This window comes from Vibrio sp. 10N.261.55.A7, from assembly GCF_002877365.1.
GTDB lineage: Bacteria > Pseudomonadota > Gammaproteobacteria > Enterobacterales > Vibrionaceae > Vibrio.
Genome location: NZ_MCWZ01000040.1, coordinates 1 through 15,228, shown reverse-complemented (window position 1 = coordinate 15,228; position 15,228 = coordinate 1). Strand labels below are relative to the sequence as shown.

The following is a 15,228-nucleotide window of genomic DNA, read 5'->3' as shown; positions in this document are numbered from 1 at the left end:
TAGAATTCTGATTTTGGAATACGCAAGCTAATGGTGGCAAAAGGCAAGACCTGACCCTTGTCACTTTAGGCTTAACATACTGAGGAGGAATAAGTCGGGGTTGATGACAAGTTCACCACACTTTAGAGCAAGCCAATGAGCACCGCCACAGGCTTCGAAAGCAATAGTTGTTGGTTCTATTTTACTAAGAAAGATTAAGAGTTGGTTGCGATTAAATTTACGACGAAGCACCTCCACTCCACGACGGTTATGTGCGATAGCATGGAAGCAATGTTTACCTAGGTCGATACCTAAAATATGAATAGAAGACATATGGTTCACCTCATTCTGAGAGCCTACTCTAAGCTTAAGGGCTTGAGAGTGAGGCGGACCATATAATTAAGCCTCGCAAACGCGAGACCCTGTTCATTCTTACGCCGATTTCAACTTACTGAATAATGTTCAGTCCATTCGGGTAATAAATGTGTGATCGTCATCCACAAAAGCCACCAAGCCTCCGTGATAGATAAACACCCGACCACGCCCCTCAACTAGGCAGGCAAGCTGTGGGTTCAAATCTTCTTCGTTAGTCTTGCTTTGAAACGTGCCAGTATCGGTGATGACGCCGCTGAGTGTGGGCAAATATCCATAAGTGCGCTTGGCTTGATCAATCAGGCTCAATTCACTGGTGGTAGAGAAGCAAGATGGGATCGAACCGGCTTCTTCGATAAACATCGTTTTCAGTTCTTCAAAAGCGGTAATCACCAGCCAGTCGATGCCGTTCACGTGATGGATAAACATTGTTTATAAATACCTAGTTTCTCGATAATTCTGATGCGGAGATTCTATCACTATCAGAGGCAGAACGTAGTAGAAATTGGGTTGCTAAAGACGGTAGATCTATGTTGTTCCCGAACATTCACTAGGCCAACTTGAAACACGTTTTTGCCCCAAAGTGTTTCACGTTAAATTTTCTACGCCGTATCTAGTTTCAAATTTGACTTACTATTCCTCATGACAAAAGCCCTAGGTATGTGGGCAAGTTTGGTTAATCGCAACAGTTATCTAAGTCCTTTACAAGCACTAATGACAATCGTTCATTCTAGAGCCAAATTTTAATTCGAATTTGGAAAATGCGCATAATATGATCTGATTAATATATCTAATCAAATCATATTGTGATTTGATTATTTGTGGAAAACGAATCACAATGTGATTTGATTATGGCTGTGTTACGAATCAAGGAACTCCTATGTGGATCTGGAAAAACAACGATTGGCCTAACTTCAGTTGGGACAAAGCTACTGTTGAGCCATTGATTAGGCGAACTCGATTAAATCAAGGCATCTTATTAGGGAAAATGCTTAGCCATTCACAAGATGACAAAGAATGCATGCTCGATACTCTACTGGCCAACATCGTTCATTCAAGCGCTATTGAAGGTGAAAAATTGAATGCTTTCTCTGTGCGCTCGTCACTTGCGAGTAAGCTAGGACTGACTGAAGAGCGACCGTTCCCAACGACTGTGCAAACAGACGGTCTCGCAGAAATAATGCTAGATGCCGTGGATAACTTAGATACAAAACTAACCCTTGAGCGCATCTTAGTTTGGCATGAACGGCTATTTCCAGAAGGTTATACGATGTTCAATCCTGTCGTTGGTGGCCAACTAAGGGGGGATACACCGATGCAAGTTGTCTCTGGTCGGTTAGATAAACCCGTGGTCCATTTTGAAGCACCAGGACGCGACGTTTTAGATCAAGAATTAGAGCAATTTATTGAGTGGTTTAACAGCTCAAAAGGTGACACCTCACTTGACCCATTAGTTCGCGCTGCGATAACACATCTGTGGTTTGTGACGATACACCCGCTGGATGATGGTAATGGACGCATAACACGTTTATTGACAGATTTAGCGTTGGCACAAGCAGAGGAGCAATCTGTCCGCTTCTACGCAATGTCTGTGAGTATATTGGCGAAGCGTAAAAGCTACTACGAAATACTTGAGAGAACTCAGAAAGGGGGGGTAGACATAACCCATTGGTTAGTTTGGTTCTTTGAGACGCTAAATGAAACGTTTGGAGAGGCATTAAAAGAAATTGACCAAACTGTTTTTAAAACAAATTTCTGGCGAAACGTAGATCAAACACTGCTGACCAATGAACAAGTAAAAGTGCTAAATAGATTGTTAGATGGTGACTTTATCGAAGGAGTAACAACGTCTCAATATCACAAGGTAGCAAAAGTCAGCAAACCGACAGCCACCCGCCATCTTAGGGCGCTTGTGGAGCAAGGGTGTTTAGAGAAATCAGGATCAGGTAGAAGTACTCGGTACTTATTAAAGAGATAGACTCACTGCATGAACGGTCAGTCTTCTCAACTCTATTATCTCGTTATTGTCCAGAGGCTTTACAGGCTGATTTTTTACCCGTGGCACTTTCTAGCTCGAAAGTGTCCAATAATGAGTTAGCGCCCTACTCCCTATTTGACCTAAATACAAAAAGGCCTCGCAATGCGAGGCCTTTGATTTTTCTATCTATCAGAAGAGATTAGTCGCGAAGTGCTGCGCCGAATTTCTCTGAGATTGAAGCGACGATAGCATCTACTGAACCAGCGATGTCTGCATCTTCAAGTGTGCGCTCTACAGACTGTAGGCTAAGTGCGATAGCTAGGCTCTTCTTACCTTCTTCTACGCCTTGACCAACGTATACGTCGAACAGTTTAGCGTCTGTTAGGAATTCACCACCCGCTGCGATACACGCTTCTACGATGTCGCCTGAAGCTACAGCTTCGTCAACAACTACCGCGATATCACGACGGTTTGCAGGGAACTTAGATACGGCTACGGCTTCTGGAAGTACGCGAGTGTTGATCGCTGCCCATTCGATTTCAAATACGATAGTACGGCCGTTAAGACCAAACTTACGCTCTAGTTCTGGGTGAACAGTACCAATGATACCCACCTCTTTACCGTCTACTACGATAGCCGCCGTTTGACCTGGATGAAGTGCTGGGTGCTTAGCCGCTTTGAAGCTGTACGCTTTTTCGTTAGCCGTTAGCTCTAGCACTGCTTCTAAGTCACCTTTCAGGTCGAAGAAATCGACAGTGTTAGTTGCAATGTCCCAGTGCTCTTCGCCACGAGTACCAGAGATAACGCCCGCAAGCATCATTTCCTGGCGCATGCCGTTTTCAGCTGTTGCTTCAGGGATGAAACGTAGGCCAGATTCGAATAGACGAACACGTGGCTGTTGACGCTTCTGGTTGTGAACAACGGTGTTTAGAAGACCTTGGATTAGACCAAGACGCATTGCTGACATGTCCGCAGAGATTGGGAATGGCAGGATTAGCGGCTCAACACTAGGTACAACAAGCTTTTGTTGTTCTGGTTCTACGAAGCTGTATGTGATGGCTTCGTGGTAGCCACGGTCTACAAGAAGGTCACGAACGCGCTTAAGCGGTTGGTTAGCTTCTTTGTGATCATTCATTTTAAGTGCCGCTTTAGGCGCTTGATTTGGAATGTTATCGTAACCGTAGATACGTCCGACTTCTTCAATGAGGTCTTGCTCGATTGCGATATCAAAACGCCAAGATGGAGACGTTGCCGTCCAACCTGTATCCGTAGTCTCAACGGTACAACCTAGACGAGTTAGGCTCTCAACCACATCAGTAGATGGGATTTCGTGACCTAGTAGGCTGTCTAGTTTAGAGCGACGTAGAGCAACTACGTTTGCTTTTGGTAGATCAGCTTCAGATTCGCTGCCGTTTACTGGAGCAACTTCACCACCACAGATTTCAACTAGAAGCTGTGTTGCACGCTCCATTGCTGCTGCTTGAAGTATTGAATCAACACCACGTTCGAAACGTAGAGAAGAATCAGTGTGAAGGCCGTAAGCACGTGCGCGACCACGGATGTGATCCGGTGCGAAGAATGCTGCTTCAAGAAGTACGTCAGTCGTTTCAGTAGTAACACCTGAATCTTGACCGCCAAAGATACCAGCGATTGCGAGTGCTTTGTTTTGGTCTGCGATAACAAGTGTGTTGCTGTTTAGTTCAGCTTCGTTGCCATCTAGAAGTGTTAGCTTTTCGCCCTGCTCTGCTAGACGAACCACGATACCGTCTTCGATCTTAGCGAGATCAAATGCGTGCATTGGTTGGCCTTGCTCTAGCATCACGTAGTTTGTGATGTCTACAACTGGGTCGATTGAACGGATACCACAACGGCGCAGTTTTTCTTGCATCCAGATTGGCGATTCCGCTTTCACGTTTACGTTCTTAACCACACGGCCAAGGTAACGTGGACAAGCATCAGTTGCTTTGATTTCAACAGATACTGTGTCTTCAATGCTTGTTGCAACAGCTTCAACTGTTGGCTCTGTCACGTCTGCGCGGTTTAGAACGCCAACTTCACGAGCAAGGCCACGGATGCTGAAGCAGTCTGCGCGGTTTGCTGTTAGGTCTACGTCGATAGTGACGTCGTTAAGCTCAAGAAGCTCACGTACGTCCAACCCTAGCGTTGTGCCTTCTGGCAGCTCAAGGATGCCGTCTGATTCGACGTCGATACCTAGCTCAGAGAAAGAACAAAGCATGCCGTGCGATGGAACGCCACGTAGTTTTGCTTTCTTGATTTTGAAGTCACCAGGCAGTACTGCGCCAACGGTTGCTACTGCTACCGTTAGGCCAAGACGACAGTTAGATGCACCACATACGATGTCTAAAAGTTCTTCTTCGCCAATATCAATTTTGGTTACTTGTAGTTTGTCTGCGTCTGGGTGCTGACCGCACTCAACCACTTTACCGACTTTAACGCCGGTGAATTCACCAGCTACAGGTAAAACATCGTCTACCTCTAGGCCAGCCATTGTAATTTGGTGCGTTAATGCATCAGTTGTAACTGAAGGGCTAACCCACTCACGAAGCCATGATTCGCTGAATTTCATTGTGTCTCTACCCTTGAATTACTTGAACTGTTTTAGGAAACGTAAGTCGTTCTCAAAGAACGAACGTAAGTCGTTAACACCGTAACGAAGCATCGCTAGACGCTCGATACCAATACCAAACGCAAAACCAGAGTATTTCTCAGCGTCGATGCCCACAGCGCGAAGTACGTTAGGGTGAACCATGCCACAACCTAAGATCTCTAACCACTTTCCATCTTTACGTTTAACATCCACTTCCATTGAAGGTTCTGTAAACGGGAAGTATGAAGGACGGAAGCGAACTTCTAACTCTTCTTCAAAGAAGTTCGTTAGAAAATCGTAAAGCACACCTTTCAACTGAGCGAAGTTAACGTTCTCATCAACAAGCATACCTTCTACTTGGTGGAACATTGGCGTGTGAGTTTGATCGTAATCGTTACGGTAAACACGGCCAGGCGCAATGAAACGGAATGGTGGTTTGCCATTTTCCATTGTTCGAATCTGAACACCAGAAGTGTGCGTACGAAGCATAAGGTCTGGATTGAAGAAGAAGGTATCGTGATCAGTACGAGCTGGGTGATCTTCCGCGATGTTCAACGCATCAAAGTTATGAAATGCATCTTCGATTTCAGGACCCGATTCCACAGTGAAACCTAACTCACCAAAGAACTCTTCAATTCTTTCCATGGTGCGCGTTACTGGGTGAAGACCGCCATTCTCAATGCGACGACCCGGTAGGCTCACATCGATCGTTTCTTCCGCCAGTTTCGCTTCAAGCTCTGCACGTTGAAGTGCGTCTTTGCGAGCTGCGATCGCTTGTTGAACAGCACCTTTCGCTTTGTTGATCTCTTGACCAGCAGTGCGACGCTCTTCAGGTGGTAATTTACCCAGGCTTTGAAGCTGTGAAGTCAATTCACCCTTCTTACCTAAATACTGAACTCGCACTTCATCAAGTACGACTAATGAATCAGCAGCGTTAATCGCAGCGGTTGCATTAGAGATAATCTCTTCTAGATGTTGCATCATTTCCTCATCTACCTATGTCTTTCTTCTTTTGAAGCGCATAAGTGGTAGTTTCCATAAGGTCCCAGCAAGGGATTCTTGGGCATTTTCAAATAGCTGTACATATTAGCGAAACCGACTTCTAAAGCCAATCTGAATTCCCGATATCTCAGTATATTGCAGAAAATATCCGCAATTGATGTCGGATTACCCCTAATACGCTTTTGGAATCCCTTTTAAGTCCTTAAAGTTGATCAACTTTGATTCGTCATTCCAACACAAACTTTGGTTTGATTGCTTGTGACGTATGCAAACTGACTCATCATAATCGAACTCTAAAAAATCAATGAACCAAGCTCGCGATGAGCCTTGCATACGATGAATGAAGCACAGTCACGAAGTGGTTCATGTTAGCGGTGAACTACGGAGGTGAAAAATGGCGCACAAATAAAAAGGAGTGAAACGCATAACACGCCTCACTCCAATACCAAAAAGCAACTTCTAGCCAATAACGGCGCTAAAAATAGTACTGCAAAGATACCTCAACAAAGTCATCTTTTCTCGCGAAATAGAGTAGATCCGTCGGCGTTTCGTTTTCAAACAAGTAGGCCTCTGCTTGCCATTTTAACTGGTTGGTTAATCGACTCGACGCTTCCACTTTGGCGCTGTATACGTCGCTATTATCCAAGTCTTGCGTGACGCCCGTTAGTACCTCAGTGCCATCTTCATCGTTCAAAGCGAAACGGACACCAGCAAACACATCATTTTGATTGGGTGTTTGTGCATTATTTCCTCGACTGTCATACAGGTACTCAGCAATTAGGCCAACATCCCAATAAGAATCAAACGGTCCAACTATCGTGTATTCAAAGCCAGTTACTAATCCTGTGTGATTATCGAAGCTATCTCGATAGATGGATTCAAGCTTTAGCAGCCAATCTCCGACAATGCCTTGAACATCCAAGCCAACTTGGCTCATTTGAGCATAATAGGCCTTCAATGACGTTTTCGCCCCTTGGTGACTTTCCAACCGATAATACGGATCCCGGTTCGTTCCATTAAAATAGCTTAATCCAACATCCCAATCTCCAAGCATCTGACTGTAGCGAACCGCTAAATCAACATGCTTTTCTTCTCGAGACGACTCGTATAACGCATCATTTGAAACTGGAATTGTGGTTCTCAAGCGGCCATCGACACCAGGAAAGGTTCGCTCTCGAAAATATGGAAGAACCATACCGTCGAGCGTTCCCCACGCCTTAATGGAGGTAAAATGAAGCATGGGCTGCCCCAGTTTATCTTCACCATCGAGTGCTTCAATCGCATCCGTTTGGTTTACAACATCCACCAGGTGACTGGACTCCGTCACACCCCAGAACACTTTGCCAATGCCAACACGCAACTCATAGTCATCCCAATAAGTGAGGTAAAGGGCCTCTCGGATATCGCCATGCGTTCTTTCGTCGTCCATGCTGTCTAAGCGATAGAAAGGTGTAAAATTGAAACTGCCATTCCCTTCTTGAGATTGCCAATAGAACTCAGGGGCAGCGACAAAGGACGATTGACCTTTTCCCTGACCTTGAACACCTTCAGAAACAAATTGTCGATGCTCTAGGTTGACCTGCCCAGCGAGCTCAATTTGAGATCCAATCCCTTCAGCGTGACCTTGTAACGCAACGGTACTACTCGCTAGTAAAGAGAGTGTCACCCCAAGTCGATTCAATGAAATACGATGTCCATTCATATAATGACTACCTTATACGTTTCAGCGTGTTCTTTTGGAAATCGCTGTCATTCAAACCCGTTTGGAACTTCATTTCACTTGTCGTGAGGAGAGTACTTTTTCCTGTTTGATGGTTTTGCATCGACATCGTATGTGCGCGCCAGTATTGGTCTAAGTACTGTTTGTAATCGGTATACGTCAACGTTTTGAGCAAGGCTCCTTTGCGGTCATAAAATTCGATCTTTAAAGGGCGATACTCTTGCTTTGATAACCAAACGACTTGCTTGGTGTAACCAGAGTTTCTATCTGTTGGGACCTGTTCGAGGACAAACGCTTCTTCACTTGATATAACCTCGTCTTTTACATAGTTGAACGTGTATTTTTCTAGCTCAAATGAGCTAAGATCTTCATAAGCAAATTCACTGCCCATAAATGGCCCTGACTTATTACGTGATGAGATTCTCTTTACACGCTTTAATGCCGGTAGATATAGCCATTGATCATCGGCTTCTACGGTATGCGAATGATTCAAGAACGCCGTACCTTTTACATCCCTAGGCTCTTCGAAAATCGTCAGCCCTTTGTCTCCGTCATTTTGCACCTCTAGAGATTTAAGCTGCATTAGCCGCGTGCTGCTTTCACCCTGCGCGTTTTGAAGTAGCATTTCCATGGTTGAAACAGAGTCTCCCCACCCTTCATCTCTGTTTTTTCTCTCGGTGGCTATCTCTAATCCCTTCTCTGGGCTCGCCATCACGGGGATTGACGCGCCCAGTGACATGACGATAGATAACGCTGCGGTTGCAGCCCAGCGCGTAGAATTTCGTTGTTTTCCGTTCGTATTTTTATGCTGTAGGTTCATCATTCTTTCCTTGTTTACGAGAATCAAAGTCCGTATCTGAAGCTTCGATTTCTGATATAACTTCAATGGCTAGCGAGGTTCTCAATATATTTACTCCGTAGAGGCTCGCTAGCATTCAATTGGGTGTTTCGTTCAACGTTTAGCTGTTTGTAATGGGTTTGTTCGGGATAAAAATTTCTTGAGTTTCCGGTTGGCCGACTTCTCGCTTGTATTCTTTTTTATCGAACAGCATTAGAAGAGTTGGTAGGAATAAGAAATCAACCACTAGCGCAATAAACACGACCATTGCACTCAACGCTCCCATGTCTGAGTTCAGTCGGAATGACGACATGGCCAGAACAGAGAAACCAGCGACCAGTACGACAGTCGTAATCCAAAGTGCTCGACCTACTGTGTGAAAGGCATATCGAACCGCTTCTTCCGCATTTTGCCCTTGCTTGCGAGCACGCTGATACTTAGAAAGGAAATGAACCGCATCATCCACGACAATACCTAAGGTCAAGGTCACCACGACGGATAAACCAAGGTTGATTTCACCAGAAACTAGCGCCCATATACCAAAGCCTATCGCGGCTGGAGCAATGTTCGGCACAATACTAATGATGCCTAGGCGAAGTGAGCGTAATGCAAAGATCATCAACCCCGAGATCAGGATAAGCGTAATGGGTAAGGTAGAGAGCATGCTCGCCATGTTGGTTTCACCTATGTGTGCAAACATGAGCGACGGGCTTGAAGCCAATACGTTATACTGTGGTCCGTTCATACTGAACCATTCGTAGATGCGGCTTTCGATGTCCACTAGCCCGACACTGCCCAAGTTTTCAAGCGTCAAGGTCATCTTTATTGAAGACTTATCGACGTTAATCTGATTGTTCAGGTCAAGACCGTATGGCAGTGACATTTCGTAAAGAAGCAAGTATTGCGCTGCGAGTTCTCTATCAAGAGGAAGCTGGTAATAGCGACTGTCATCCGCGTGCATGTTCTTGTTTAAACGCTTGTAGACATCCGATAACGATGCGACATGATCTATTTCTGGCTGTTCTCTTAACCAATCAGTAAAGTCACCAATCGTCTGCAAAAACTGTGGATCTGCAATGCCCTGTGATTCATTGGTTTTAATCGCGATACTGATGTTTGTCATACCGCTGATACGTTCTTCCATGAAATCAGCAGCGCGTCTAAATTCACTTCTAGTATCAAAGTACTTAACCGAATCATCATTCACATTGTTCAACGGAATCAGCGCGCCCGAAATCGCGATAACAACCACTGAAATCGGCAGTAAACCTTTACGATACTTAACGACAAAGTTACCTAACCCATCCATGAATCGATTTGATGCTGTGTTCTGGCCTTCTTTTACCTTCATTGGCAACCATTTAAGCATTGCCGGCAACAGAGTCATGGAAAGGAAGCACGCGATCATGACACCTACTGCAGCCAGGTTACCGAAATCTCTGAGTACCGGAGAATCCGACATATTCATCATCAAGAACCCTATCGCTGTCGTAACAGAAGTAATCAAAATTGGCATAAAGTTGACGGCAACACTTTGGTCAATGGCGTACTGCTTTGTGTACCCGTTTTGCATGTTATGGCGCATGGTAGCAATGATGTGAACGCAATCTGCCACCGCTAATGTCATCACCAGAGTCGGAATATTTACGGTAGCAGTACTTAGGAACATGCCAGCCCAACCAGAGAGCCCCATAGTGGCCATCACTGAGCCAATAATTATTATTAGGGTTGCGACGACGCTAAGGAAGGAGCGAAGCATAAACGTCAGAAAGACTAGAATCACCAACAACATTGCTGGTACAAGCGTTGCACTATCGGATTGAGCAGCCTGCATAAATGCATCATTCATCGCAATGATGCCCGCTTTATGGAACTCTACATTCGGGTATTCATTTTGAAAACGGTCAACGATTAGATTGACGCTGTCGATTACCTCTTGAGACTCCAGTGTTTTATCTACTTCTGGAAGCTGAACGGTGATGTTTACAACCGTCACATCTCCTTTCGAAGAAATCGCCGAGTTAACTAATGCGGGTTCAGTCAACGCGACTCGTCTTATTTTTTGAATTCTTTCATGGGTTAACGGGTTACCATCATAGACCAAGTCTTCAACAATCAAGTCATCTTCATCGGCTTCGGTATGCTGATAATTGGAAAGTGAATCAACACGACTGGAATAAGGGACTTGCCAAGCTTCTTGGGTGAGGTTTTGAACCAGTGTTAACATCTCTTCAGTAAAGATGTCCCCTTCCTTTGGGGCTATAACAATGGCTAAGTTATCTGTTTTCGCAAAAGTGGTTTGGATTTCATCAAACGCCAATAATTGTTTATTGGTGCCATCGAAAAAAATATTGTAGTCACCTCTGAAATAGAGGTTTTTCGCGCCTAATGTCGCCATGACGACAAGGGAAAGCGTGGTGATGACGACCCAGAAGGTAAATCTTGTGGGCATAGTGAACCAAGCATTAATATTATTGAGTGGGGGTGTAGATGGTTTCATCACAGTCTCCATTTGTGACGTTTCGTCAACTATTGCTATTAAAAAACCAGCTCATACTGGTTTATTGTCTGGATCTATAGCAACGCTAGCGCATCAAAAGAAACCATGATTAAGTAATGGTTGTTTTGACGATTCGTCATAAATGGTCAATTAAAAACCCATCTTCATGGGTTTAATGCATAGCAAAGTCTCTTAACGGCCAACTGACTCTAAATAAGCCACTTCTTCACTGTACAATTCACTTTCTACTCGTTGCCAGGTTTTACGGTAATCCCACTCAGTAGAGAGGGGTTTCCACCCTAAGCCGTCGAGTAACATATTTGCATTATGCAATACAGAGTACGGGTCTTGTATGCGACTGATACAATGACTGTTTGACGCATTTTGCGTTAGTGCGTTGGAACCAAAGGCTACTGACCAATTGGCAAACACTATCGCGTCTGAACCAACACCTGGAGAAAACTTCAGATCACCAGATTCGACCGCTAGGTTAGTCAATTGATCAGCTTGGCCTATGACCACTTCTTCCAATTGGTTTAACTCAGCAAGACGTTCTGATGACGCTTTTTCCAAAACCCAAGGGCTCTTAGCCATAATTGCACACGTTGATAACACTGGCTCCATGCGAGCATAAATCCTAAGCGCAACATGCATTGCTATGACTCTTTCCCTCGTGTTGCCTTCAAACGCCCCAATACGATCAAACAATAACGCTTCAGTCTTTAACGAATGGATACATAGAGCTAAAACAACGTCTTCTTTGCTGCAAAAGTGATTGTAAATCGTCCCCTTAGAATAAGGGCTAGCTGCTGTAATCTTGTCCATTGTTAGGTTACTAAAGCCTTGTTCTTGAACAAGTGCTTTTGCTAACATAGTTAACTCAACTTCTCGATCAGCTATCGCCTGCTGTTTTTTGGACATGCCAAAAATACAACCCTGCGAATCTTTTTTATCATCTTTACTGCAACTAAAGCCAAACATTCAATTCTAATCCGTTCTCGTTAAAACTCCCAAACTCTATAATTGTAACACGAATGCAAATCCTGTGTACTTCACCTTTTATGACGCATCGTCATTTTTGACGCTTCGTCATAATAGTATATTCATTGATCAAATCAAGAGTTATTTCCACTAATATTCACTTTATCAATCATAAGACAGATACAGCGCTTTCATTCTCAAATTGCAGACATAAAAAAAGGAGGGGGATCCCCTCCTTAAAACATCTCATAATGACTTCAAGTACTGTCTATTTTAATGATAGCCCGTTGATATCAACACCATCTCCATCATAAGGAAGAATTGCGCCACTCCAGTAAACGTTCATAGCATCTTGCAGTTTGATATGGGATACAGCACATCCCTCAAAACCTTCTCCAAAGGTATGTGAGAAAGTCTGCTCTGAATTGAATATTTTTGCGCCTTCATCAAGATCATTGGTAAGAAGCGTATACCCGGAGTTAAGTGCTTCATTCTCGCAGCGAGTTAGGACTACTCTCACCAACCCAGCTTCATTGTATGGGGTTGAGTCTGCCTCATTAAACGATAATGTTTTACCAAAAATTGGACAACTTGCTCTGTAGCCCTGTTCACGCATGCGCACTGAAACACTACCCGCTTGCCCCAATGATAAGAATGAATCACTGCTCTGTGAGTAAATGTTTTCTTGAGTGCTACGACTTGGATCACTATGTTCAAAGTCACTATCGCCTTCTTTCCAAACAATGACAGCTTGGCTTAGATCGCATCCGTAAAGACTTGGGTCCTCTTCGCCCGTTAAACAGTACGCTTGAGCATCACCCTTATCTGGGAATATTTCTTCACACTGCTCTTGTCTTGGGTTACTCGCAAACTCAGACACCTCAATTGATCTAAGTAATACTTCATTACTACCACTAACGCCTGACTTGTGGATAGTCAAAGGAGTATAGAATTTACCTGCTGTAACAAAGATGGTTTCTGTTTTAAACTCTTGTTCCAACTGTTCTTCAGGTTGATTCTCTGTCGATAAGTAATAAAGATCCCAACCAATATTGACAAACAAACTAGGCTCTTCAATTGGTTTGTCAGAGAAAGTTATCGCCTTAACTGTTAAGTCACTATTATCTTGTCGCCAATAAGGTGTCCCATTATCTGCTGCCTTAATTACAATCTTATCAAAGCCATTCTCTATAACCTCAAATAGTTTCGTGTATTGACCTCCTGCACTATTGGATGCAAACACTTGACTCGATACTAGGCTTCCATTGCGATAAAACTCAGCAACACCAGTTTCATTTTCATTTGAATAAAACTTAGAAAACTCGATTTCGGCTTGGTAAGAAAAGCTCTCTTGTAATGTAAATATTAATTTTTCTGAAACGCCAATTTGGCCAGCAAATCGATAGTCCACTTCATTAGCTAGGTAAAAGCCATTGCTCGCTCTGCTTCGAACACCCAGGCCTGCATAGCTTCTATTCACAAAACCCCAATCTAAATATGAGGAACCTGGCCACACAAAACCATCGGCCATCACCGTAAGGTTATCTTTGTTTAGGCGGTAGAAATCACGCCCATACCCAGAAAAGTCAACTTTTCCAGTTAAGACGCTGTCATTGATTGTGGTAGAAGTCGATTGTGCACCAATGTGACACCACGGTTTTTGCCAGTTATGAGAATACCAATGACGATTAAGACCCGAAAAGAAGTTATACAAATTGGTATATCGGCCGTAACCATAAGGAGAATAATAAGGTTGGTACTGCTGACAGGTTCCACGATTGTCAGACACATCTTCAACTGGCTTTACCTGGCGATATTTAAACTCAAATGCGTAAGTCGCGCCAGGTACGGTAGGTATGTAGCTACGCATACGGTAGTTTTTTAGTTCACCATCATTAAGGCAAGATTCTAATTCTAAATTTGCTACCTTACCGTCTACTTCTTCGGTTGTATAATCAGTTGCATCTGTCGCCTCAAACTCGGCTTTGCATGCAACGTTATTATTAATATCATAGAGTGCTTCTTGTCGCCCATGCACAGTATCTGTATTTGGATAGGCTAGCCATTCGTCAGTGTACATACTATAGACAGAAGCAAACGTCCAACGGATGTCAAAGCTTATCTTATTATCTTCAGTGTAAAGATCTTTAATATAATCTGGCAGAACATCGGGATACAACTCTGATTTTTCATCAAACTCCAACCCTTCGATGACCCCCCAGTCCTCTTGGACATCAGACCCTTGGTACCCATAGATAAAAGGTCCAGAGGATGGCTCACTTGCGTTAATTTGGAATGCAGCTGAGATTAACGCAGCACATACCATTATGTTTGTTTTCATTATTGTTATCCCTTACTCGTATTGCACCAGTTGAAAAACAAGGCTCGCTTTGATATTGCAAGCTTTGAATTGCGCGGGATTTTGGAACAAGAATCACAAATATGATACACACAATAACGCATTAACATTAAAATCAGTGGATTTACATCAGCTTAAGTCTTCATTCCCTGATAAATTGATCAGTCTTGCGAATAGAGCATTAGAAATGCCTTAGAACCACTCAGGTATAAAGTGACTGTTGAGTTAAACAATGAAGGTAGCCCCGAACTCAACTTGAATTTTTGTAATTATCTTCTCCCCTCCGTCAAATAATATGCTTCTAATATTATTTGATCCGAAATTCCTTTTTTCAGTATTCGCAATGATTTTTCTATCCTTAACGCTGTATGAATAATGAAAATGAGCCAACAGGCATAGAGCATGCAAGTTTTAGATTAGATCACTATTCTCACATTAAAGGGCACCTTTTGGATTTTACTCCATTTAATTCAGGCTTCTTTCTTGGGTTTTTCGTCCAATCCATCTTACCGTGCTTTCTTAACCAGGTTAGAACGGTTGAACGAGCTTGCAGACCATAAATGGCTTGGACCTGTTTATACGTCATATCGCCTTTTTCTACGGCATCAACAACCTGTAATTTAAAGCCTCGTATGTAATCACGCTGGGTGCGCTTAAGGTAGGGTTTATGTGATGTGTTCATCATTCGTCCTCAATGTCTCAACACATTTCAGGACGGGACACTGGAAAACAAAAAGCCCTAACATTTCTGTTAGGGCTTTTTGTTTAATTTTGGAGCGATACATCGGGTTCGAACCGATGACCTCAACCTTGGCAAGGTTGCGCTCTACCAACTGAGCTAGTATCGCGTTGCTATCACTTCTTAGAAGCTAGATAGACTTAATAGATGGT

The 15,228-nt window shown here is 43.6% G+C and carries 10 protein-coding genes, 1 tRNA gene and 1 pseudogene; 1 reads left to right on the top strand and 11 read right to left on the bottom strand.

Annotated elements, in window-relative coordinates; translation table 11 throughout:
- Window positions 1–60 precede the first annotated feature (60 nt).
- Window positions 61–312, bottom strand: a complete 252-nt coding sequence (locus BCU12_RS04065; RefSeq protein WP_102403103.1) for a hypothetical protein — start codon at window positions 310–312, stop codon at window positions 61–63.
- A gap of 129 nt (window positions 313–441) precedes the next feature.
- Window positions 442–780, bottom strand: a complete 339-nt coding sequence (locus BCU12_RS04060) for a cytosolic protein (RefSeq protein ID WP_102403102.1) — start codon at window positions 778–780, stop codon at window positions 442–444.
- A gap of 451 nt (window positions 781–1,231) precedes the next feature.
- On the opposite strand from BCU12_RS04060, the gene BCU12_RS04055 reads away from it, so the two are divergent.
- Entirely contained in the window at window positions 1,232–2,329 is a 1,098-nt protein-coding gene (locus BCU12_RS04055; protein ID WP_102403101.1) for a Fic family protein, read from the top strand.
- A gap of 199 nt (window positions 2,330–2,528) precedes the next feature.
- Here the strand turns inward: BCU12_RS04055 and pheT are convergent, their stop codons facing one another.
- The 9 genes and pseudogenes from pheT to BCU12_RS04010 all read right to left on the bottom strand — a co-directional run bounded on the left by pheT (window position 2,529) and on the right by BCU12_RS04010 (window position 15,185).
- Window positions 2,529–4,916: a phenylalanine--tRNA ligase subunit beta gene (pheT, locus tag BCU12_RS04050; RefSeq protein ID WP_102403100.1), complete on the bottom strand. Its 2,388-nt coding sequence runs from the start codon at window positions 4,914–4,916 to the stop codon at window positions 2,529–2,531.
- A gap of 18 nt (window positions 4,917–4,934) precedes the next feature.
- Window positions 4,935–5,918 carry a phenylalanine--tRNA ligase subunit alpha gene (gene pheS / locus BCU12_RS04045; protein WP_102403099.1) on the bottom strand — a complete coding sequence of 328 codons (984 nt, stop codon included), beginning with the start codon at window positions 5,916–5,918 and terminating at the stop codon, window positions 4,935–4,937.
- A 496-nt stretch (window positions 5,919–6,414) separates the two neighbouring features.
- A complete protein-coding gene (locus BCU12_RS04040) occupies window positions 6,415–7,641 on the bottom strand; it encodes a hypothetical protein (RefSeq protein WP_102403098.1) in 1,227 nt (408 codons plus the stop codon).
- A gap of 7 nt (window positions 7,642–7,648) precedes the next feature.
- The gene (locus tag BCU12_RS04035; protein ID WP_102403104.1) at window positions 7,649–8,398 is read right to left on the bottom strand and encodes an outer membrane lipoprotein-sorting protein; all 750 of its coding nucleotides are present in this window, start codon (window positions 8,396–8,398) and stop codon (window positions 7,649–7,651) included.
- A gap of 220 nt (window positions 8,399–8,618) precedes the next feature.
- The gene (locus BCU12_RS04030) at window positions 8,619–10,997 is read right to left on the bottom strand and encodes an MMPL family transporter (protein WP_102403097.1); all 2,379 of its coding nucleotides are present in this window, start codon (window positions 10,995–10,997) and stop codon (window positions 8,619–8,621) included.
- Window positions 10,998–11,189: 192 nt separating this feature from the next.
- Window positions 11,190–11,978, bottom strand: a complete 789-nt coding sequence (locus tag BCU12_RS04025) for a TetR/AcrR family transcriptional regulator (protein WP_102403096.1) — start codon at window positions 11,976–11,978, stop codon at window positions 11,190–11,192.
- A 268-nt stretch (window positions 11,979–12,246) separates the two neighbouring features.
- The gene (locus BCU12_RS04020; protein WP_102403095.1) at window positions 12,247–14,319 is read right to left on the bottom strand and encodes a hypothetical protein; all 2,073 of its coding nucleotides are present in this window, start codon (window positions 14,317–14,319) and stop codon (window positions 12,247–12,249) included.
- Window positions 14,320–14,827: 508 nt separating this feature from the next.
- Window positions 14,828–15,019, bottom strand: a pseudogene (locus tag BCU12_RS04015) (transposase); the annotation flags it as partial.
- A gap of 90 nt (window positions 15,020–15,109) precedes the next feature.
- Window positions 15,110–15,185: transfer RNA gene (locus BCU12_RS04010), tRNA-Gly, on the bottom strand.
- Between the last annotated feature and the right edge of the window lie 43 nt (window positions 15,186–15,228).